At 72.5% G+C, this 23172-nt stretch carries 10 protein-coding genes; 7 read left to right on the top strand and 3 right to left on the bottom strand.

From position 1 onward, the window contains the following. Window positions 1-39: 39 nt before the first annotated feature. The gene (gene eccCa, locus F9C12_RS00690) at window positions 40-4005 is read right to left on the bottom strand and encodes a type VII secretion protein EccCa (RefSeq protein ID WP_409464322.1); all 3966 of its coding nucleotides are present in this window, start codon (window positions 4003-4005) and stop codon (window positions 40-42) included. Between the two features lie 143 nt (window positions 4006-4148). Between eccCa and F9C12_RS00685 the strand changes: the two genes are divergently transcribed. Both F9C12_RS00685 and F9C12_RS00680 read left to right on the top strand, forming a co-directional pair. After that, window positions 4149-4502: a WXG100 family type VII secretion target gene (locus tag F9C12_RS00685; protein ID WP_409180064.1), complete on the top strand. Its 354-nt coding sequence runs from the start codon at window positions 4149-4151 to the stop codon at window positions 4500-4502. Window positions 4503-4532: 30 nt separating this feature from the next. Next, window positions 4533-4829 (top strand): hypothetical protein, encoded by a 297-nt coding sequence (locus F9C12_RS00680; protein ID WP_409180063.1) that lies wholly within the window; start codon window positions 4533-4535, stop codon window positions 4827-4829. A gap of 71 nt (window positions 4830-4900) precedes the next feature. Here the strand turns inward: F9C12_RS00680 and mycP are convergent, their stop codons facing one another. Beyond that, window positions 4901-6187: a type VII secretion-associated serine protease mycosin gene (mycP, locus tag F9C12_RS00675; protein WP_409464321.1), complete on the bottom strand. Its 1287-nt coding sequence runs from the start codon at window positions 6185-6187 to the stop codon at window positions 4901-4903. Between the two features lie 117 nt (window positions 6188-6304). Here mycP and F9C12_RS00670 point away from each other — a divergent pair, with 117 nt between their 5' ends. The 5 genes from F9C12_RS00670 to F9C12_RS00650 are packed head-to-tail and all read left to right on the top strand — an operon-like array spanning window position 6305 to window position 22295. Further along, entirely contained in the window at window positions 6305-6682 is a 378-nt protein-coding gene (locus F9C12_RS00670) for a YbaB/EbfC family nucleoid-associated protein (RefSeq protein WP_409464320.1), read from the top strand. Continuing rightward, window positions 6682-7056 carry a hypothetical protein gene (locus F9C12_RS00665; RefSeq protein WP_409464319.1) on the top strand — a complete coding sequence of 125 codons (375 nt, stop codon included), beginning with the start codon at window positions 6682-6684 and terminating at the stop codon, window positions 7054-7056. Before F9C12_RS00670 ends, F9C12_RS00665 begins: the two co-directional genes overlap by 1 nt. A gap of 3 nt (window positions 7057-7059) precedes the next feature. Next, the gene (locus F9C12_RS00660) at window positions 7060-20157 is read left to right on the top strand and encodes a hypothetical protein (RefSeq protein ID WP_409464318.1); all 13098 of its coding nucleotides are present in this window, start codon (window positions 7060-7062) and stop codon (window positions 20155-20157) included. Further along, window positions 20154-20348 (top strand): YrhB domain-containing protein, encoded by a 195-nt coding sequence (locus tag F9C12_RS00655; RefSeq protein ID WP_409464317.1) that lies wholly within the window; start codon window positions 20154-20156, stop codon window positions 20346-20348. Before F9C12_RS00660 ends, F9C12_RS00655 begins: the two co-directional genes overlap by 4 nt. 30 nt (window positions 20349-20378) lie before the next feature. After that, the gene (locus F9C12_RS00650; RefSeq protein WP_409464316.1) at window positions 20379-22295 is read left to right on the top strand and encodes an ADP-ribosylglycohydrolase family protein; all 1917 of its coding nucleotides are present in this window, start codon (window positions 20379-20381) and stop codon (window positions 22293-22295) included. A 201-nt stretch (window positions 22296-22496) separates the two neighbouring features. Here the strand turns inward: F9C12_RS00650 and F9C12_RS00645 are convergent, their stop codons facing one another. Beyond that, a complete protein-coding gene (locus F9C12_RS00645; RefSeq protein ID WP_409464315.1) occupies window positions 22497-23165 on the bottom strand; it encodes a SecDF P1 head subdomain-containing protein in 669 nt (222 codons plus the stop codon). Window positions 23166-23172: the final 7 nt, after the last annotated feature.

Here is a 23172-nt window from a genome sequence, read left to right as displayed (position 1 = left end):
CTCGTCTGTCCGCTCGTCTGTCCACAGTGGCCGGTCCGGTCAGGTGCGCGGCGGCGACCAGGCCAGCTGCACCAGCCCCTTGTTCCCGCGCCGGTCGACCAGCCAGCCCCGGCCGGGCGGCAGCACCTGCGCGCGCATCCCGCCGAGCAGCGGGCCCTCGTCGCGGTCGCCGGACATCAGCACGCCGGCCGCGCCGACCTCGCGCATCCGGTTGAGCACCGGTTCGTACAGGCCCTTGCCCGCGCCGCCGGTGCGGCGGGCGAGCACGATGCGCAGGCCGATGTCGCCCGCTTGCGCGGCCAGCGGCAGCAACGGCATGAGCGGGTGGTCCTTGTGCGTGGCCACCATGTCGTAGTCGTCGACGAGCACGAAGATCTCCGCGCCCTGCCACCAGTTCTTCGCCCGCAGCTGCTCGGGCGTGAGGTCCGGCCCGGGCAGCCGCCGCGACAGCCGGGTGACCACCTCGTTCATCAGCGCGATGCTGTGCGCGTCGTTGGTGCCGGTGCCGAGCAGGTAGTCCTGCGGGATCTCGCCGGTCAGCCCCCGCCGGTGGTCGATCAGCACGATCCGCGCCTGCTCCGGCGAGTACGCGGCGCAGATGCGGCGGGCCACCGTGCGCAGGAACGACGTCTTGCCGGACTGGGTGTCGGCCAGCACGAAGAAGTGCGGATCGTTCGCGAAGTCCAGCCGCAGCGGCGAAAGATCGTGCTCGTGGACGCCGATCGCGAGCCCGGCGTCCGGTCCGGTCAGCCGGTCGGCGGCGGGGAGTTCGTCGTAGGCGAGCACGCCGGGCAGCAGCCGGACCGGCGGGGCCGCCGCGCCGGGCCACGCGTCCGCGATCGCCGAGACCAGCCCGGCGATCCCGTCCGGCAGGTCGTCGGCGCCGTGCCCGCCGTCGATGCGCGGCAGCGCGATCAGCATCTGGTGCTTGCTCGCGGACAGTCCCCGGCCGGGCCGGTCCGCGGGCACGCCCATCGCCGCGCGCCGGTCGATCATCGAATCGATCGGGTCGCTGATCTTCAGCTCGAGCCTGCTGGCGAACAGGTCGCGCACGTTCATCCGCAGGTCGAACGAGCGGGAGCACGCGGCGACCACGTGGATCCCGTAGGCGAGCCCGCGCGAGGCGATGTCGCCGACCAGCTCCTCCTGCTGGTCGAAGTCGTTGCGCAAGGTCAGCCAGCCGTCGACCACGAGGAACACGTCGCCGTGCGGGTCGTCCGGGAACTCGCCGGCGGCTTTCCGTTTCCGGAACGTCGCGACGCTGTCGATCCGGTGCTCGGCGAACAGCCGTTCGCGCTGGGCGAGCAGGGAGGCGACCTCGGAAACCGTGCGGCGGACCGCGCCGGTGTCCAGCCGCCCGGCCACCCCGGCCAGATGCGGCAGCCCTTCCAGCGACGCGAGCGTTCCGCCGCCGAAGTCGAGGCAGTAGAACTGCGCCTCGCGCGGGGTGTGCGTGAGCGCGAGGCTGAGGACCAAGGTGCGCAGGGCGGTGCTCTTGCCGCTCCGCGGCCCGCCGATGACCACGACGTGTCCTGCGGCGCCCGACAGGTCCAGGGTCAGCGGATCGCGCCGCTGCTCGTACGGCCGGTCCACCAGCCCGAGAACCGGGCGCAGCGCGCCGGCGAGCTCGGTCGAGTTGGCGGTCAGCCCGCGTTCGCGGTGCGCGACCAGGTCCGGCAGCAGCTCGTCCAGCGACGGCGATTCGTCCAGCGGCGGCAGCCACATCTGGTGCGCGGGCGTGCCGCGGCCGACCAGCCGGTCGACCATGATGTCCAGCAGCGTCTCGCCGACCGCGGCCTCGGGTTCCGGCTCGGGCTCGGCGGCGCCGCCGTCGTCGATCGCGGGCGCGTGGTAGGCGGTCGTGTATTCGTGCAGCACCAGGTCTTCCGGCGGGCTGACCGGTCCGCCGGACTGGCTGGTCCGGCGGTGCACGCCGGACACGTAGGCCGAGCGGAACCGCACCATCGATTCCGTGCCCACCTTGAGGAAGCCGTTCCCCGGCGCGCGCGGCAGCTTGAACGCGTCCGGCACGCCGAGCACCGCCCGGCTCTCCATCTCGGAGAAGGTCCGCAGGCCGATCCGGTAGGACAGGTGGCCCTCGAGCCCGCGCAGCCGCCCCTCGTCCAGCCGCTGCGACGCGAGCAGCAGGTGCACGCCGAGCGAACGGCCCAGCCGTCCTATTTGGACGAACAGGTCGATGAAATCGGGCTTGGCGGAAAGGAGTTCGGAGAATTCGTCGCAGATCACCAGCAGCGTGGGCACCTCCGGCAGCGGAGCCCCGGCCTGGCGGGCCTTCTCGTAGTCGCGCAGCGAGGAGAAGTTCCCGGCCGCGCGCAGCAGTTCCTGGCGGCGGATCAGCTCGCCGTTGATCGCGTCGGTCATCCGGTCGACCAGGTGCAGTTCCTCGGCGAGGTTGGTGATCACCGCGCTGGTGTGCGGGAGCTTGTCGAGCCGGGTGAAGGTCGCGCCGCCCTTGAAGTCGATCAGCGCGAAGTTCAGCGAGCTGGGCGGGTGCGTGATCGCCAGCGCCAGCACGAGCGTCCGCAGCAGTTCGGACTTGCCGGAGCCGGTGGCCCCGATCAGCAGCCCGTGCGGGCCCATGCCCTCCTGCGCCGACTCCTTCAGGTCGAGGTCGATCGGGGCGCCGTCCTCCTGGATGCCGAACCGGATCCGCAGCCGGTCGCGGTTCGGCCGAGGGGCCCAGGTCTCCTCCGGCGAGAGGTCGTACGGATCGCCCAGCCCGAGCAGTTCGGCCAGCCCGAGTTCGGAACTCATCGGCGCGTCGCGGATCCCGGAGCTCAGCCGCAGCGGCGCGAGCTGCCGGGCCAGTCCTTCGGCCGCGGCCGCGGCGAGGAAATCCGCCTGGCCGAGCGGTGCGTCGCCGTCGGCGGTGCGGCTGGACAGCGCGCCGTCGGACTCGACCGACAGCAGCACGGCCGTGCGGGTCAGCGCCCGCGGCGGCGGAGTCGTCAGGTCGAACACCGTGACGCCCTCCACGCCGCCGCCGGTCATCAGGTGGTCCGACCCGGCGACCTCGCCGCCGTCGAGCACCACGACCAGGTACGGCCCGGGCACGCTGACCTGCTGGCCGGGATCGAACCGCGGCCGCGCGCCGAGTTCCTCCTCCAGCATCGATTCCAGGGCGGACACGGCCGGGACGACGAGCCGCAGCGGGCCGAGCGCGTCCGACCGGGCCGGGTGCAGCGAATGCGGGAGCCACTTGAGCCATTCCCAGTCGGCGCGGCGGTCCTCGCTCGCGCACACCGCGATGCGCAAGTCGTCCGGCGACTGCAGCGTGGCCAGTTGCGCCAGCACGGCGCGCAGCATGCCGAGCGCCGCGTCGCGGTCCCCGCGAAGGTGGATCCGGCTGAACCCGTTGACCGCGATCGCCAGCGGCAGCCCGCCGACCGTGCGGTTGGCGGCGAGGAACCGGCGCAACGCCAGCGCGGACAACGGTTCCAGCTCTTCCAGCGGCAGGGTGTCCGGCGCGACGAGCGCGAGCGCCGGGCTCTGCGGCCCGCGGCCGATCCGGGCGACGGCGAAGTCCTCGTCGTCCTTGCGCCGCTCCCACAGCCGGTAGCTCGCCGCGAGCGACCACAGCGCGGCAGGTTCCGGATGCAGGTAGTCCATCGCCGTGCGCTGCCTGCGCACCGCCCGGCGCAGCCGCACCCGGTGCTGTGCCAGATGCCGCAGGTATTTCCGCCGCGCCTGGCCCATTTCCCGTTTGCTCGGGCCGCCGCCCTGCAGCAGTCCGGTCAGCAGCATGCCGAGCATCCCGACGCCCATCAGCCCGTAGACCGCGAACCGCACCGAACCGCCGAGGTTTCCGGAGTACAGCAGCAGCGTCGACGCCATCATGGCCAGCATCGGCAGCACGGTGAACACCTGCGCCCACTGCCGTCCGGGCGGGGCCGGGATCGCCGGCGGCGGTTGCAGCATCAGCTCGCCGGCCGGCATCTCCGGGGCCGGTTTCCGCGCGGGCCGCTTGACCAGGACTGTCGCCATGGCCCCGATCTTCCGCGTCCGGCGGGCATTCCGGGCGGCCGTGGCAGGAACGTGCCGCGCGGCCGGTATCGCCCGCCGGAAGAACTAGCGTCGGCGGACGTGGGGAGACGACCGTTCCCCGTGAACGCGAAAGGAGGGGTCTTGTGACCGGGTTCAATTTCATGAACGGCGATCCGACGCAGATGCGCGGGATCGCGGACACCTGGCGTGGCCTGTACGAGGAGGTCGCGAACCGGAACACCAGCCTCAACGCCGGGAACACCGGCCTGGAGGGCGTCTGGAAGGGCGCGGGCGGGCGGATGTTCCAGGGCATCGAACCGGACCGCTTCGCCCAGAACCAGCGGCTGACGACCAGCGGCCACGGACTGGCCGACAACCTGACGACGTCGGCGAACAAGTACTTCGAAAACGACGCGGAAAACGGCCGCGCGCTGAGCCTGACCGGCGATTTCCAGGTCGACACCGGATCGTTCGGTTCCGCTTTCGGCGGCGTCTGAGCCACCCGCACCGGAGAAGGGAGAACAATCGTGAACGACCAGATCCTGATGTACTTCGACCAGGTCCAGAGCCAGGCCCAGGAGATGTTCCGGACCGCGGGCCAGGACTCGACGTCGTTCGGCGACGTCTACCAGCGCGCGAAGGACGCGTTCTCGTCCGTGCTGACCGACGGCAACGGCCACGAGATGGACGCGGCGATGGGCCAGAAGTTCAAGCTGGACAACGAATACAACGACCGGGCGCACGCGATGGGCCGGGCCACCTCGGATTCGGTGGACCGGTCGCAGCACTGCGTGCAGAGCTGCGCGGCCACGTGGCAGGTCTGATCGCGAAACGGTGAAGCGCGCCTCGTCTTCGGACGAGGCGCGCTTTGTCGTGTCCTTTAAGGACTGTCCGATCAGGACTTTCCCAGCAGCGAGACCTGATCCGGCAACTCCGCGGCGACCGGCTCGGCGGGCAAAACCGCCGCACGCCCCGCACGCCACCCACGACTACTGCCCCGGCGCACGACCACCACGACCAGCACGGCCAGCACCAAAACCCCGGCCCCGCCGAAAGCCAGCCAATACGCCGTCGAGGCCGTGTCCCGCACCCACGCGTCATGCGCGACCGCCGCCCGGTCCACCGGAGCCGGGTGGTACGCCGGGATTTTGGCTGGAGGCGCGAGGTTCATTCCGTCGGTGACCGCGCGGTACGGGTTGACCAGGCCGGCCCCGTACGCGTCGCTGGATTGTCCGCCCCGGGCCGGGCTCGCGGTCGCTTTCAGCCGTTGGATCACCTCCGGCGCGGACAGGTTCGGCCAGGCCGCGCGCACCAGAGCCGCGGTGCCGGCGACGAACGGGGTGGCGAAGCTGGTCCCGTCGTCGTAAGCGTGACCGTCCACTCTGGTCGCGGCAAGCACTTTCGCTCCCGGCGCGACGAGTCCGACGTACGGTCCGATCTGCGAACTCGACGCCCGCGCCCCGTCGATGTCCACCGCGCCCACGCCCAGCACCCCGGGATACGCCGCCGGATACGACGGGAGCCGCGCCGACGCGTCGTTCTGCGCGTTGCCCGCCGCGGCGATCACGACGACGTCGCTGGCCACCGCGTAGGCGACCGCTTCGCGGATGGGCGGGAAATCGGCGGTGCCGGACATCGACAGGTTCAGCACGCGGGCGCCTTGCCCGACCGCGTAGACGATGCCGTTCGCGACGGTCTGCGGGTTGATCCGCTGGATTTGGCCCTGGTCGGTGAGGTCCTGGTCGCTGACCCGCACCGGCAGCACCGTCGCGTCCGGGGCGACGCCGCGGAACCCGACGCCGGGCAGCGCGTCCGCGGCGACGATGCTCGCCACCGCGGTGCCGTGCGAATCGCAGTCGAACGAGCCCGGGAAGTCCTTGCCCGCCACGAAATCCCGGCCGGGCAGCACCTTTCCGGGACGGTGCAGCTGCGGGTGGTCGGCGTCCACGCCGGAATCCACCACCGCCACCGTCACCCCGCCCCCGCGCGTGTACCGCCACGCCGACTCTGGAGCCAGCATCTGCTGTGCCCAGGGCTGAGCGGTGATCTCGGGGTGCGCCGGTTGCGCGTTGACACAAGCCCCCGCGGGCGGGGCGGCCCGCGCCGCGCCCCCGCCGAGGACGAACTGGAGCGACGCCACCGTCAGCACGGTGGCGACAGAAGCCTTACGGTGTCGGGTCACCCTCGCGATACTGCGGCACTCCGCGTCCGTTCCCGGCTCCGTGGCAGCTACCGGTCACCGCCCGCCGCAGCAGCGGGTCCGGCCCCAGACTGGCTTCCGAAACCGAGGAGGGCCGGAATGGACACGCCACTGCACCTGAACATGTACGAGGAATACCGCCGGCTGGCCGCCGACATCCGGACTGCCCAGTCGCAGGTGGCCGAAGTCCGCACCGAAGCCTCCTCCGACGACGACCTCATCACCGCGGTCGCGAACGGGTCCGGCGAACTCGTGGAACTGCACCTCGACCCCCGCATCTACCGGACGCCGGATTCGGCCCGGCTGGCCGCCGACATCACCGCCGTCGTGCACCGCGCCGCCGAACTCGCCCGCCAGGAGACCTTTTCGATCCTGGCCGCCTTCCTGCCTCCCGACGCCACCCCGGAAACGGCGGACCTGCGCGCCGGTCCGATGCTGCACGAGCTCGACCGCCAGCTCGCCGGGGAGGACCGCTGATGGCCCCGCCGGAGAAGCCCGCCCCGGGCGAGCACCTCGTCGACCGCACCGACGCGTCCGGGTACGCCGGGATGTACCCGGACGCCACCGAGCAGGTGTTCCGCGCGCTGGCACAGCTGCGGCAGACCTATCACGACGCGCTGACCGGCATCCGGAACGATCTGCAGCAGGAGTACCGCGTGGGCAACGGGGCGACCGGCAAGGCGTTCATGGACACCTACCGCGACTGGGCGACGAGCCTCGACCGGAACGCGCAGCTGGCCTCGCTCGGCCTCGCCCGGCTCGCCGACCAGGCCGTGGGGCAGGTCGCCGAATACCGCGCCGCGGACGCGCGGAACGCCGCCGCGCTGCGCGCGTCCCAGACCGGGCAGTAGGCGATGGCCCCCGGCGACGTCCAGGAACCGACCGAAGAGCTGTGGATCCGCGTCAAAGCCGACTGGCTTTCCCGCCACGCCGGATGGCTCGACGCGATCTGGCCGCTGGACAGCGAATCCGACGCTCGGGAACTCGCCGACGTCTGGGACCGTCTTCGCGACGCGTTGACCGCGCTGCACGACCAGGCTGGCCCGCACGTCGAAAGCCTGCACGACACGTGGAACGACCTCGCGGGCGTGTCCGCGTACAACGCGTTCCACCAGTTCCTCGACGGGTCGCCTGGCGGCGACGGGTTGCTCCAGCTCGCCGGGCACTGCCACGAACTGGCCGAGGCCTGCCGGAAGTACGCGAAGGATCTCGCGGACATCAAGGGCGAGATCGTCGCGGACATCCTGATCAACGTCGCGCTGTTCGCCCTGTCCACGATGATCGCCGGACCGGCGGGCGAGGCGGTTTTCGTCGCGAGGCTCGCCGGCCAGATCGCGGCCCGGGTCGCCGCGGCCGTCGAGAAGATCGCCGCGGCGAGCCGGGCGGCGAGGCTGGGCGTGGGCCTGATCAAGTTCGCCGGCGAAACGGGGTTCAACATCGGGCGCGGGGCCGCCGGCGGCGGGTTCGGCAATCTGCTGGGCCAGGAGTTCAGCTCGTGGCGCGGGTACGGCGACGTCGACCCGGACAAGGTCAAGGCCGCGGCCAAGGCGGGCGCGATCGGCGGCGCGCTCGGGCACGCGGTGAACCGCACGGTGGGGAACGCCGTCTCCGAGACCGCGGCCAAGGGCCTGGCAAAGCTGCCGAAGATGTCCGAGCACGCCGCCAAGCAGCTCGGCTCGGTCGCCGGCGCGAGCGTGACCGGAGCCATCGCAGGAGCCGGCACGAGCTCCTACCTCGGGCACCCCGTCGACCAGGGCGCGATCGCCGGCGCCGCGCGGGGCGGGATGCACGCGCTCGGGGCGAACGGCATGAAGAACACCTACGAGCGCGTGACCGGCCACGAACACCCGACCATCCGCGACCTGCTCCGGCCCCACCAGCCGACCCCGCCCGACGGCGGTCCGCCGAACACCCCGATGCCGCCTCCCGCCGCCGCACCGCACGCCGCGGAGGCGCCCGGCCCCGCCGAACACGCCGGTACGGCTCAGCACACCGCGCCGCGCACCTCCGCCGAAGTGCAGGCCGCGACCCAGCGCGCGGAAGTCCCGCTCGCCGAACGGGCCACCGGTACGACTGGGATGCACTCCGGCGCGGGCTTGGCGCCGAGGATCGACGCCGGCGGGTCGTCGGGTGCGGGAACGGCACCGAGAATCGACGTCGGCGGGTCCTCCGGTGCGGGAACGGCGCCGAGGATCGACGCCGGCGGATCGTCCGGCGCGGAGGTGACGAACCTCGTCCGGTCGCCGTCCGCGGCACCAGCGCACCTGCCTCCGCCGACGCGGACCGCTCCCCTCGCGCCGCACTCGGCCCCTCCGGCTCGGTCCGGGGAAGGGCATGTCTCGGCACCGGTCAAGGAGGCTGGTGCGGGCGCCAAGGGCTCGCCTGGTGGAGACGGCAAAGGCTCGCCCGCGGGGCAGGACAGCGCGTCCACTGCGGAAAAGGCTGCGCCGACCCGAACGGACGACACTTCCGGTGCCGCAGACGAGGGTCGGGGGCGCCCGGCCGCTGCGGAGTCCGAGGCGGGCAAGGTGGTGGACCTGAACTCGCGGCGGAATCCCGACGCCGCGGCGGGGGCGAAGGCGGCCGAGGCGAAGCAGGTTCCGGACGCGGAGATCCCGCCGGACGAGCCGCCGGGGTCGGGTCAGCGGCCGGAGGGACCGTCCGGTCAGAGCCAGAAGGAATCGCCGCGGCCGGGCGGATCGCCGGACGGCGGTGCCCGGGCGGAGAAAACGACCGCGGATTATCGCGGCGAGCCCACGCGTGCGAACGAAACCGTTGCTGGACCGACACGAACCACCTCCTCCCACAACGAACCCGCACCGCTCCGGACCACCCGAGCACCAGAAGACACCACCCCACCGACAAAAACCGCCGCGGCGGTCCGCAGCGAACCCGCCTCACCCCGCGCGAACGAAACCAGCGCCGGACCAACGCGAACCACCACCTCTCACAACGAACCCACGCCATTCCGAACCACCCACTCCTCAGACAGCAGCCCTACACCGACGAAAACCACCACCCCAAACCCCGACCAACCCGCCGCACCGCGCGCCACCGCCTCCCACAACGAACCCACGCCGCTCCGAACCACCCGCACACCAGAAAACACCACCCCACCGACAAAAACCGCTGCGGCCCACCACGAGCCCACACCACTCCGGACCGCCCACTCCTCAGACACCAGCGCTACACCGACAAAAACCACCACCAGCCACAACGAACCCACACCCCTCCGCACCACCCGAGCACCAGAAAACACCACCCCACCGACAAAAACGGCCGCGGCGAGCCACAATCGACCCGAGCCGCGGACGGAGGCATCGGCCGCCGACGAGGCCACAGCAGGGAAATCGCCCGCCGAGCTGAAGGACTTCCGCCCGAAGGAGTCGTTCGCCGGGCGGGCCAAGCGGGTTCTCCTGACCGAGCCCGAGGCGAAGCTGGCCGAGCTGTCCGAGCGCGCCGCCTACGTGCGCGATCGCGGCGTCGGCTGGCTCGGCGACCAGCTGCTCGGTTCGCTCGGCGGCCATCCCGCCGGGCCGCGGCCGGGCGATCGGTGGTTCGGCGTCGAGACGCGGCGGAACGAGGCCGCGCTGGCGGACGTGCTCGGGCGGTTGCGCGGGCTCGGGTATTCCCTGTCGGACCTGGCCGAGCAGGGCATCGCGTCCCCGCACCTCGCGCTCGCCGACCGGATGGTGCACCGCGAACTCGGCGAGGCGGAACTCAAACAAGCGCTCATCGCCCGCTCCCAGCTGTCCGAAAGCAAGCCCGCCCGTTCGATGTTCGACGAAGTGCTGTCGCGGACGGGCGAGCTGCTGGCCGAGGCCAAGGGGCTGGAAGCCAAAGCCCACGAGGCAATCGCGAAGGGCGCGGAGCCGGACCCGGTCGTCTTCACGGTGCACGACGGCGACGGCGCGTCGGGGGACGGACCGCGGGCGGCATTGCGGCTGGTTCCCGTTCTCACCGGGGAGAGCGAAGCACTGGCCGTCGGGGACCGGGCCGATGGCGCTGGCGCGTCGAAAGCCGCCGGAGCGTATTTGCCGGACGGAGCGGTCTCTTCGGAGCGGGTCCGCGCGCTTCCCGATTTGTGGAGCGACTTCCGCGCGCGGGCTCGATTCGGCGGGCTTTCCGCGCACTTGGAACTGCTGCACGAAGCCGGGAACCTCGACGCCGACGGACGCCACGAGTTCCGGCTCGCCCTTCACGACTGGCTGGCCGACGCGCCGACCCCCGAGGGAAGCGGGCTGCGCACGCAGTTCCGCGCCGCGTTCGATCAGCTGACTGCGGACCCCGTCTCGCCTGGGCCGGACGTCCGGACCGAGCCGACGCTTCCGCGGGCTCGGCTGGGACAGTCGGTGAGCTTCGCCGAAAGCCTGCTCGGCCCGGTCGTCGGCCCCGCGCCCGCGACCGTGCCGGATCCGGGGCGGCCGTCGATCGGCTTCCCCTCGCGGCCGCCGATGCGGACCGAGCCGCTCCCGAGCGTCGGCGATCCGCGCCCGCCTCGCGTGGGTGACCCGGCACCCGTCCGCGTCGCCGACCCCCGGCAAGGCTCACCCGGGGTGCCCGGCGAACCGGTGCCGGTCCGCGTCGCCGACCCACGGCAAGGCTCACCCAAGGTGCCCGGCGACCCGGCACCCGTCCGCGTTGCCGATCCGCGAGCAGGATCGACCGCCGCGCCCGTCCGACCGGGCGACGTTACCGCCGCTCCGATTCCGCAGCTGCCGCCGGACTTTCCCGGCAGCGACCAGCCCGGACCGGTCCCGGACGTGCGCTACCCGCGACCCGACGCGCCGGAAGTGCCGCCCGTCGTCCCCGCCGCTTTCCCTTACCCCGTAGAGAAAACAGTCGCGCGGCCGGTACGCGAGCACCCTGAGGTCGTCCCGCTCCGGCACGGCTATCCCGGCGAAGCGAAACCGCAGCCGCCAGTTCCACCCGAGGACGACGACAAAAACTTCGACCTGCCGCGCGAGGTTCGCGAGCAGCTCACCGAGCAGGAACTCGCCGATCTGTGGACGCTGGTCCGCGCGACCGGCGCCCGGCCCGGCGACGTCCTCCGCTGGATCGTCGACAAGGTGCTCTACGACCGCGTCCGCCAGGCTGGCCGCGGCCTGCCGCACCAGGACGCGAGCCTCGCGGACAAGCTCCGCTTCCTCGCCGTGGAACGGGAAAGCGACCGGCTCCTCGTCGGCGACCGGCTCGCCGAACTCGCCGGCACTCCGCGGGCGCGGGTCCAGGTCGCCGAGGAGGAAGAACGTCGCGAGGACGGGGCCGCGGGCATCTACCTGCGCTACGGCGTCCTCACCACGCTGTCGTTCGCCTACGCCGAGTTCGCCAAGCGACGAGACCTGCTGGACCGCATCCAGGCGCAGCTGGAACTCGCGAAGTCCGCGGCGGCCGACAGCCCGGAACTCGCCGGGCGAGCGGATGAACTCGCGGTGAAGCTGATGCAGGAATACCTGGACCTGGTCAGCCCGGAGCTGGGTTTCCTGCACTCGCTGAGCCTTTCCGACGACGCGGAACGCGCCGCACTCGGCTTCGGCGGCGCGACGGAGTTCCGGCCGCGCGGGCAGGTCCACGACCACGGCGAGACCATCGGGCTGGCCGAGTTCTCCTTCTCCCACGCAGACGGCCGGCAGCGGAAGGTGGTCGTCGCCCGGCTGCGCAGTCCCGGGTCCGCCGACCGGGAACGGCTGCTCAAGAACGCGCGACGCTACCTGAAGAATCAGCACCACGGCGAGGAAAAACCGTTCATCGTCCTCAACCGGGAATGGCGCGCTGCCGACGAAGCAAACCTCGGAGAACTCACCGGCGGGTTGCGGAAAATGGGCTTCGCCGCCGTCCTGCACAGCGACCCGGCCCGGCCTGCCGAAGAGTCTCGGACCACCGCGCTGCACCTCGACGACGCGGTGCGCGCCGAAGCCGCGGCACCAGCGCGTTCGGAAAAACCCTGGCTGGGCAAGATGTTCTCGGAACTGTGGGAGGCCGCAGGAGCCGCCGGACAGCCCGGCTTGCGGCAGATCGCGCTGCTCCCGGCGAAGGACGTGGTCGACGTGCTGTCCTTGCTGCTCCGGCCCGACAGCGCGCCCGCCGCGAGGGATACGCATTTCGCCGCGCTCGGGCGGGAATTGGCGCGGTTGCCGGAAAGCCAGCGTCAACCGCTGCGAGACAAGCTGCAGTGGCTCGGGGAATGGATCGACGGACGGCCGCCCTGGAAGCAGGCCTACGAGGACGCGCGAGGACTGTGGACCGCGTCCGCGCTGCTCGCCGCGCTGAACGCGGGAATGTCCATCGCGGACGTCCGGCAGTTCGCCCCGGATTTCGCGCCGCTGCACGCGAGCCCGGACGAGGAGGTCGCGGCCGCGGCGGTGCTGACCGAACTCGCCCTGCACGAAACCGGGTTGGGCCCGCTGTGGCAGCCCGGGGTCTTCGCCGCGCCGATCCGGCCGGACGACCCGGCGGCCTTCCCGGAATTCCCCGTGCGGGACGCGACTTCGACCGGACCGGACTACCATGTGGTCGTCGCGCGGACAGCGAACCTCGCCGGACTGCTCGCCCGAGCCCGGCGGAACCTCAGCGCGCATCCCCGATTCGTCCTCCTCACCGGCGAGCCGACGACCGCGGAACCCGAAGCGCTGCGCGAACTCTCCCAGCAGTTGCTCGCCGAGGGTTTCGACGCGGTCGCGGTGCACCGCCCCGGTTCGCCGTTCGAAGTCCTCGCCGCGCGGACGAACCTCCTCACCAGCCTGACCGCGCACGCCGTCGGCCCGCTCCGGCCGGTCACCGCCCCGGGACTGGCCGAATGGCTGTCTGCCAAAGCAGCGGCCAGGCACCAGGAACACCTGGACCTGACCGAACAGGCGCGGCGGGCGACGGAAGAACCCGAACCCGCGGCGCCGCGGCCTCCCTCGAACCCCGTCCAGCCCGCGGCCGAACCGTCGCCGCCGCTGACCGGGGCCATCGAGATCCACGCTCCGCTCAGCACGATCCCCGGCGCCCGGCAGCGTCCGACCGCCGACGACATCGCCCGGCGGATGCTGCCCGCCGCGGCCGTGGCGGCGGGCGTGCGCGTACTCGAGAACGGCCCGTTCCCGCCCCCGTCGGGCGACACCGTGTTCCTCGACCACGCCGGGACCGTCTTCGCCTTCCAGATCGTCTCCACCCCGAACCTCGGCTACTCCGCGCGCGCCCCGATCACCTTCCAGGTCTTCAGGGAGCCCACGGCGGGGCAGCCGCTGCCGCTGGTAGTCCTCCGGCTCCCCGACTGGCTGGCCCCGGACCTGGCCGTCCTCCCGATGGCCCACGCGATGGCCGCCGGCGCTGCCCTGCTCGGGGCACATCGCCGCGGCGACCCGGTTTCCCTGCCGGAGCAACGGTTCTGGCACGACCGGTTCCCCGGCACTGCCCCGGTCCCGACGCCGACCGACCTCGGCTACGTCGCTCAGGTCGCCGCCCTCGGCGCGGAACTCGACCGGGACGGGACGCGGCGGCGCGACCGGCGGCGGATGCGCGAACACCTGTCGCGGCTGCTGTCCTACCTCGGCCTGGCCGGAGACGATCCGCACGCTGGCGTCCGGCTGTCCGCGCTGGCCGCGTACCGGGTCAACGCGAACGGCATCGACCGCGCGCTGGCCGTGGCGGACCGGTTCCGGCCAGCCAAGGCGGTCGAGGGCTACCGCGTCACCCAGTGGCCGGTCGAAGACCCTGCCGTCGAAATCGGCCACCGCCTTCCGGTGGACACCCCGGCGCGCCGCTTCGACCATGCCCCGGCGGTCGCGGCGGCGGTCCGCGCGCAGGTCGGCAAGGCCGCCGAACGGACCGGAGTCCTGCTGGTGCCGGCCGGCCCCGACCTCCGCTACGACGTGTTCCACGACGGCCGGCACCTCTACACCGCGGCATTCCACGTCCTGCCGCGCACCACGCTCGAATCGACCGGGGTATCCGTGCATCCGGGCACCCGGGTGCTGTCGGGGTATCTCCCGGCTCGGCTGCGGACGCGAGACGTCGAAGAGATCGTCCGCGCGGCACTCGCCTTCGGCACCCGCTACTTCCGCACCGCGGCCTGCGACCCGGGGACCCTCCGCCCGGACGCCGACCCCGACCGGCTGCCGGAAAGCCCGGCCGACCGGGCGCTCGAAGCGCGACTCGAAGTGCTGGGCGACCGGATCACCGCGGCTCCGCGCTGGCGTCCGCTGCACCGGCAACAGCTGATATCTCAATTGCACAGCCTGCTCGAACGCGCAGGCCTGGAAAAGCAGCTGCCGGACTACTCGTACCGCGTCGCCGCGCTCGGTGCCCGTGCCCGTGCCGTTGTGGACACCTTCGCCGTCGAGCGGAAAGACACCGCTTACCCGACCACGGCGTTCACCATCGCGACCACGGTCGTGTTCGACCAGCCCACCACCGTGGCCATGACCGTCGCGTTGTCGATGTCCGGCTTCGCCAGCGGACACCCCGGAAACGGCTTCGCCTACTTCGCGTACGGCACGGTGTCCGCGGTGCTGGGCGCGGCGATGACCCGGCGCTACGACATCGCCAGCGACAAACAGGCCGCGCTGAAGAAGAAGTACGACGAGATCCGCGCGAACGTCGACCACGGCCGGAACCAGCACGAACTGGCCACCGACTGGCACGAAGCGAAGTTCGGCACCCCGCTGCCGGACACCGGCGTGCCCGCCCCGGCCCAGCTCGAAAGCGACGCCCCGGACATCGCCCTGCCGCTGCGCAAGCGGATCGCCCGGTTCAGCACCCCGCCGCTGGTCGCGCTGGGGACCGCGGCCGCGGTCGGGTTTCCGCTGGACATCGCGGTCGGCTCGTTCTTCGCGCTCGTGGCGGCCGGGACGGGCGCCGCGGTGTTCCGGCCGCTCGTCGAGGGCTACAGCCGGCGGCGGCGCAAGGGCGCCGAACTGGCGGTGCACGACGCGATCCGGCGCGAACTGCACGAGTACGACCTCGAAGACGCCAAAGAGCTGTACCGGCAGCTGATGCACGCCCGCGCCGCGATCGAAGCCCTGCTCGCCGAAGGCGTGCTCCCCGATGCCGCGCTCGCCGAACTGACCCCGGCTCCGGCCGAACGCGCCGCGGTGGGCTTCGCGGAGCACGTCACGGGTTCGAAGCTGATGGACGCGGTGGCGAGCTTCCTGCCGTACCTGCCCGACCTGTACAAGATCACCCACCCGACGCTCCAGCCGCTCAAGGCACTGCTCGAGCACTTCACGCCGCTGCAGATCCTCGCCGCGGTGGACCTCGCCAAATTCGGGGTCGCGGGCTGGATCTCCGCCTTTGCGGACAACCACCTCGCAGTCGGCGAGGTCACCAACAAGCTGACCCGGATCGCGATGCGCATGCGCGCCGAACGGGAAACCCAGCTGCCGGTGAAAATCCGGGACCGGGACCTGCTGCTGCGGGACCTGATGGGCGAAGCGCTGACCGCGGTGAGGGCCGCGCAGGCGCGCCCCGCCCGCTCTTCCGAACTGGAGCGGGCGCTCGCGGAGATCCGTTCGAAGCCGCCGCTGCTGCCGAAGCCGGTGGCCCGCAAGGCCGCGGTTTCCCGGCTGCGGTACGCGGGGGTCATCGCCGCCAAATCGGTCACCGTGGGCGGGTACGCGGTCGGCTTGAACGTGCTCGCCGGCATGCCCGCCACGGCCGTGTGGGGCACGGTGGCGGCCGCGGTCGCCGGGCTGCTCGCGATCGTCGGCAAGCCGTACTACCGGATCCGCGAGATCCTGACCGACGACCGGGCGGGCACCCCGGTGGAGCAGCAAAGCGACCGCGACGCGGTGGCCAACGGGCACGTGCTCCGGCTCCTGCTCGAGACCGCCGGACGCGAACAGCCGGTGCTCCCCGCCGTGACGCCGCTGTCCGAGTTCGAGCCGCTGACGTTCACCGGCGAAAGCCTGCGGTCCGGCGACTGGGCGACGGAACTCCGGGGGAAGCTGGACGCTCTCGACCGCGCTGTCGAGACCGAACTGGGGCACTGGGGTTTCCGTCCGACGCTCGAACGCCGCCAGGCCTTGCTGCGCGACGAACTGCCCCGCCTTTCCGCCCGGGCACGGACGCAGCTGGCCAAGTACGAAGGCAGCGAACACGGCTTCCTCGCCAACCATCTGGACGCGACGCTGCGGGAGTACCTGCGCACCGGCGAGGGAGATTTCGCCGCCCGCGTTGCGCAGGTGGTGCGCCAGCACGAAACCGCGGACGCCGAACTGCTCCGCGGACTGATTTCCGTTGTCCAGAACCACGAAACCGGAACCCTCGCCACCCGGCTGGGAGACCTCGTCCGGGAGCGCGACAGCAGCCGCCAGCTCGTCGACCGCGTGACCGAGCTGCTGAACTCACCCCTCCGAGACGAGGAAATCGCCGCGCACGCAAGGCTTCTGGTGCACTGGCACGACAACAGCGGCGACGGCCAGCTCGCCCGGAAGGTCCGCGACCTCCTCCGGCAGCCGCCCGAGCGGCTCCCCGGCGAACTGCGCCGGCTGCTGCTCCCGTTCGAGCACGAACGCACCCGGGCCGCCCAGCTCGCCGTGGCCGCGATCCGGGACCTCAACGAACGCCTCGACGAGTACCAGGCCGCCAGCGACCCGATGCGGTTCACCCGCCTCGAACCCCCGGCCGCCGAACTGCCCGAACCGGACTACCGAAGCCCCGGGCAGCTGCTCGCGGACGATCTCGCGGACCGGCCGGACCCGGCCCGGACGGTGCTGGGACTGCGTTTCCTCGGCGACGTCGTGCCCGAAGACTGGGCGAAGCGGACGCGGACCTGGGGCGCCGAACAGCTCGCCGAGGCGCGGAAGGCCCTCGAACTGGCTATCTGGTCCGGGCAGAAGAACGGGAAGTACACGCTGCCCGCGGTCACCGCCGACACCGCGCCCGCCGCCGTGCTCGAATCCTTGCTGCGCGAGGAAGTTCCGCTGTTGCGGGAGGTCAACCCCCGCTACCGCTCCGCGCGGCTCGACCGCTACCGGTACCGGTCGAACTGCGTGTCCGCCACGAGCGCCTTCTTCCACCGGATGGCGGGCTGGGACACGACCGCGGTGCCCGCCGGACCCGAGCCGGAAACGCTGGCCGCGCTCTGGCAGCGGCTCGGCGGAACCTGGGAAGCCCACGGCAGCGAGTACGACACCCTCATCGCCGCGCTCACCGGGCGCAAGGGGTTCGCCGGCGCGGTCGCCGTCCGCTCCCTCGGCGACGACGGAACGATCTCCCGGCACGTCAGCGCGGTGGTCGTCAGCGAACGGACCGGCGTGCCGATCTTCGCCGACCCGATGACCGGGTCCGCCACGAAGCTGCCGCCCCGGCCGCTGGAGATCCACCTGCTCCCGGTGGACCTCGCCGCGCTGCGGTCGACGGACCCGGTCGCCCTGCCGGCCGCCGGGCTCGACCAAGTGCGGCCGGCCGAGCGATCCGAGCCCTACCACGGGAAACGGCTCCGCGCGGTCTACGACGTGCTGCGGCAGTCACCGCAGTTCGCCGGGAAGAACCTCCCGCCGCTGCCCGCCGAACGGCAGAGCCCGCCCGTCCACGTGCTGACGCATCCGGTGTTCCACCTGTGGCGGCGCTCGCCGCTCGCGCGGGCGACCCGGACGCACTCGCTCCCCGCGATCGACGCCGGCACCGTGTCGAAGTCCCAGGCGGCCCGCTTCGCGCGGGAGGCCGAGCCCGGCTACGACCGGCCGGACCCGAACGCCTACGGCGCCGCGTGGGAGCCCGACGGGCGGGTGAACCAGAGCTACCTCGCGTACTGGTTCGGCGGATTCTGGTTCCACAGCCACGATTCCTACGACAGCGTCATCATCGCGATGGCGGAACGGCCGATCGGCGCCCGGGCGTTGCTGCACATCGTCACGACGGATCACTACGACAACGAGTACCACCAGCTCGGCTGGGTCGCCCACGGCCGCTACGGCATCGCGTTCTTCGACCGGCTGCGAGGCACGCTGCTGCGCCTGCCCGAGTACCCGGCCCGGTTGGCCCTGCTGCCGTTCACCGACGCCTTCCTGCCCTGGCCCGACGCGCCGCCGGAATACCAGCCCGCGGCGGGCAAGCTGTACGTGCCGGATCCCCCGGAGCCGAACCCGGGCGTCGATCTGCGCCGCCCGCACCGGGAACCGCGAGCGACCCCGGCGCCCGGTCCACTGTGGACTCCGGGGCACCGGGACCTGGCCGTGGATCCGCTGGCGTCCGGAGTGGACGAAGGACGCGGCGTCACGTTGTCGGTGCCCGGTCCGCGTCTCCCGCTCCGGCCGCCGATGCGCCAGGCGCCGCATCCCGCCGGACCGCCCGCGGACGCGGGGAAACCGGCGCGCTACGGCCCGTACCACCGGCTGGAAAGCCCCAGCCAATCCCCGGAGACGGCGCGGCTGATCGAAGAGTCGAACGAGGTCTGGGGCAGGACGCCCCGGCACGGCAGCAATCCGGCGGTGCGGGCGTGGAACGGCCCGTTGCCGCCGGACCGGCGCGGGGTCGAGTTCTACACCGACGTCAAGCCGCACTTCTACGGCAGCAAGTCCGGGCTGCGGGAATGGCGGGCGGCACAAGGGATTCCCGTGGAGGACGAGTTCGCGAAGCTGGAGGTCGTGGTCACCAAGAACACCCAGGCCGAGGCGGCCCCGGAACCCGCGGAGAACGGCATCCTGGCCGAGGCGGTGGCCGAGGTCGAAGCCCGCGGCCCGGAAGCAGTCCTGCGCGAGGACGCGCTCGCGCCGCCGCCCCGGCCGCTCGAACCGACGCCCGCCCAGGCCCAGACGCTCGAGTTGATCCGGGGCGCTCTCGGGGATCCCGAGCCGGAGGGACCGCCCGGCGACGTCGCCGAACTCGTCCAGTGGCTGGCCGCGGAAACCGGCGGCGCCGCTGGGCCCGGCAGCGTCCAGTTCGAGCGGGTTTCCTGGGTCTACCAGGCGTTGGAGGTGCTGCGCCGGGACAGTCCGGTCCGGATCACCGCTGTCGAGGACGGCTTCGCCGCTCCGGACCCGAGCGGTTTCCGCGAGCTTCGGGTTTCGGTCCGGATGCCCGACGGACGCCCGGGCGAACTCCGGCTCGGGCTGACCTCGATAGCCGAGGTCGCCGGGACCGCGCGGGCGCTCGGCAATTTCGCCCGCGCCGTCGAGGAAGCGCAGCCGAGCCGCCCTCGGGACGAGGCCGTCGCGGCGGTCCTTCGCCGGCGGCAGCGCGAACTCTTCGAGCAGGCCCTCCGCCGCGGCCTGCCCGCGCCGCCGCCCGCCGGGCCGGAGTCCTTCGCGGACCCGGACGAAGCGGCATTGGCCGCCGCGGAGATCGTCGGGCACGCCGAGTTCGGCGACCGCCTCGCCAGTGCCAACGAAACGCACTGGCTGACCTACGCCGACGGTTCGCAGGCCATCTACAAGCCCGCCGCGGGCGAGTCCCGTTCGCTCGCCGTGCCGATTCCCCCTGGCGGGCAAGGGTTCCGGGAGAACGCGATGTACCGGTTGGCGCGGGCAGCCGGGTCGGACGTCGTGCCGGTCACCGCATACATCGACGGCCCGCGCGGACCCGGTTCCGCGCAGCGCCGGGTCGAGGGCCTCTCCCCCGCGCTCGACGTCTCGGCCTACCCGCTCGCGCAACAGCAGGAAATGGCGTACCTCGGCTACGTCGGCGCCAGCTCCGACTGCAAGGCGCTGTCCAAGGACGGCGAGGTGGTCGCCATCGACAACGGGCAGAACTTCCCGGACTACGCGGACGATCTCATCGGGATCAACTCGCCGTTCGTGGCGGCGTGGCTGGACCGGCCGCTCGACGCCGACGTGCTGGCCCGGATCCGCGCGATCGACCCCGGGTGGCTGGTGCGGATGCTCCGCGCGAGCGGGATGAGCGAGTACGCGGCCGACGAGGCGCGGGACCGGCACGAGGAAGTGCAGCGGCTCGGCCGGATCGGCGGACAGCAGTGGCCCGGCCGGATCTGGAACGGCCGCGACGGATTGGCGAGGGACTTCCGGTGACAGACGAAGGAGCGGTGGTGGAGGCGAAGGACGCTGCGGCGAGGGTCGACCAGTGGCTGCGCACGGGGACGCGGGCGGATCTGACCTCCGGCGAGCACGCGGTGCGCGTCGACCGCGAGCACGTGCTGCGGGTGCCGGAGGGCTGGTACGTGCCCTACGACTCGGCCCGCGCGCTGGACACCGGCGACTAGCTGGCGGCGCTGGTCCCGCAGCCCGCGCTCGTGGTGCGCGAGGACGGCGCGCTGCGGCGGCCCGACCTCAGCCCGGAGGGACGGCTGCCGAGTTCGCCGGTCGCGGCGGCCGGGGAGAGTGAATGGCGCGAAGTGCTGGAGCCCGAGTTCGAACGCAGCGGCGTCGCCTACCTCGGCGTGCCGCCGGAAGCCGTTCTCGCCTGGCGCGAATACGCCGACGGCGTGCCGACCGGCGAACTCCGGATCAACCCCGAATACCGGCCGGGCCCGGAACGGCTCGGGTACCCGCCCGCGGACACGCCGCTGGAGTATCTGCTCGGCTGCGCGGAAACCGGCCGCTACGACCGGTCTCGCTACCTGGCCGGGCTGCTGAGCGCCGAGGTGCTCGTGCCGCTCGATCCCGATCGGGGGCGGCCGCTGGAACAACAGTGGGAAGACGGCCGCACGATCCTGCGGGTGTACAGCTCGCGGCGGCGGTTGCCGGTCGGCACCGCGCAATGGCTCCGCGCCGACGTGCTGTCGATCCTCGAGGATTTCCCCGGCGCCGGGCTGCGGATCAACCCGGGATCGTTCCCGACCGACCGGCTCACCGCCGCGGAATTGGCCCAGGCTCGCGAGGAGTGGCCGCAGTTCCGGCCGGCGCCGCGGGTCGTGGAGGTCTCGCCCGAGCATTCGGCGCGGGTGGCCGAGACCGCGCGGCTGGTCGGCGAGAGGTTCGGGTTGGCTCAGCCGCTGGCCGGGCTGCCCGAGGCGGTGGCGAAAGCCCGGGCGGCCGGGTTCGAACTGTCCGAAGAGGAGTGTGCGCGGTTCGTCCTCGGCCGGGCGTGGGAGCGGCACAACGGCGTGCGTCCCGGCGATCTCGACCCGCCGCCGGGGCGGGAATGGCCCGCGGATCTGGCCGCCAACGGGCTGACCGCCGGGTACGACGCGCTGGGCCGCGTCCGCCCGCACGCCACGGGTTCGGGCAAGTTCTTCCGGCAGGACGCGGACGGCGTGAACTTCCAGTGGCACCGCATCGCGGGCGCGTTCGCCGGGTTCGCGCTCGGGGAAGCCCTGGGGCTGCCGGTGGACCGGTCGCCGGTGTCGGAGATCGACGGCGAACCGGCGCGGTTCGAGTTGGGTCCGCTGACTACGCAGCTGCTGTTCCACACCGACGGCCTGCTGCGCGGTGCACCCGACTTGCGCGAGACCGGTGCGCGAGCCCAACGTCGATGGCAGGAAACGGAAACCGCCGACGGCTGGCTGACCCGGGTCGAGGAACTGCGCTCCCGGGGCGCCGTGGTGCCGGAATCCGCGGACGACGTCAGTTTCCTGGTCCCGGGCCTGGCCGCCGCGCTGTGCGGAGGCGGACCGGACACCGACGAACGCACCGCGGCGGAAGCGGGCCGTCTGCTCGCCACGGGCGCTGGCGCCGACGAACCCACCGCCGACGCGGCCGCCGCGATCGCCGAACTGTTCGCCCGGTTGTTCCGGCGCGCCGATCCGGTGTTGCCGCCGCACGTGCACGTCGAGCAGATGCTGGCCGCCAGGACGGTGTCCGGCCCGGTCGCCGGGGCGCTGACGAGCGCCGCCCGGGCGCGGATCGAGCTGATCCGGGCCGACCACGAGGAACTGGACGCGCTCGGCTCCGGACACACCGCCGTCGACGCGGTCGGCCGAAGCATGACGGCGGTCTTCCGGCGATTCTTCGACCCGCACTGGACGCTCGTGTCGGCGGTCCGCCACTCCGGCCGCAGCGCGATCACCGGAGCACTGGCCGGTGCGGCACTCGGCGCACGGTACGGAATGCCCGGACTGCCCGCCGAGTGGCTGTCCCGGCTCGAATCGCGCGACGTGGTGGAAACGGTCGCGGGCGACGCGTTCTGGCATTTCTCGGCCCATCCGCCGCAGGCCGATCCCCGCTGCGCGGCGCAGTGGGAGGCTCGTTATCCGGGGGAAGGCTGCTGAACCGGAGCCGCTCGACGTGCCCGGGCGGACCGCCGCGCTTTGGCCATTGAGCCAGTCCGCGAGATCCCGTGTCATCCGGGATCGCGTGCATGAGGACGGGCGCGACAAGCACCCGCCGCGCGATGGGAAGCCCGCTATCCCAAGGGAAACCGCTGAACCGGGCCAGCGCCCAGGCCGACCCCCGCGGGCCGAGCGGTGCGGTCAATGCCCGTTGAGCCAGTCGGCGAGATCCTCCGCCTCCGACTGGTCCCGCAGCCCGGAGATCTCCGCCTTCCCGTCCGGGATCGGGTCCATGATCGCGGGCGCGACGAGCACCCGCGCGCCCACCACGATCGCGATCTGCTTGCCGACGTTTCGCGTGGTCAGGTCGGCCCACTTGGCGGCGGCGTCCGGCGTGAACGTCATCTTCACCGTGAACATGGCGTTCCCCGGGGCGTCGCTCAGGCCCGCCGACTTCACCGCGGAGCCGTCGAGGGCGACCGGGCCCAGGAGGTAGCGGGCGCCGCCGGAGCGGTCGCAGGTCACCAGCGGCAGGGCGGCGTCGTCCTCGCCGGCCAGCGGATCGGCTGTGGGGTCGCCGCAGCCGAAACTCGCGAGCATTCGCTGTTGCGCCGCGGGATCGGTGCTCTGCCGGTCCGGATTGCCTGGCGGCGCGTCGGTGAGCGGGGTCTCCGCCACGGCGAGAACGGGCCGGAACCGCAGTTCCTTGGCCGGGCTGGAGGCGCGCACCAGGTCGAGGAACGAACGAGGGCCCGTCGACGGGCTGGCCTCGTCGGGCTGCGGGGCGGAGCTGCATCCGGCCAGGCCCAGCAGCATGGTTCCGAGCACGGCCGCCCGCGAAATCCGCTGTCTGGCACGACATTCCGGCATGACACTC

The organism is Amycolatopsis sp. GA6-003 (assembly GCF_046267895.1).
GTDB lineage: Bacteria > Actinomycetota > Actinomycetes > Mycobacteriales > Pseudonocardiaceae > Amycolatopsis.
This window is presented reverse-complemented; position numbering and strand designations above follow the sequence as displayed.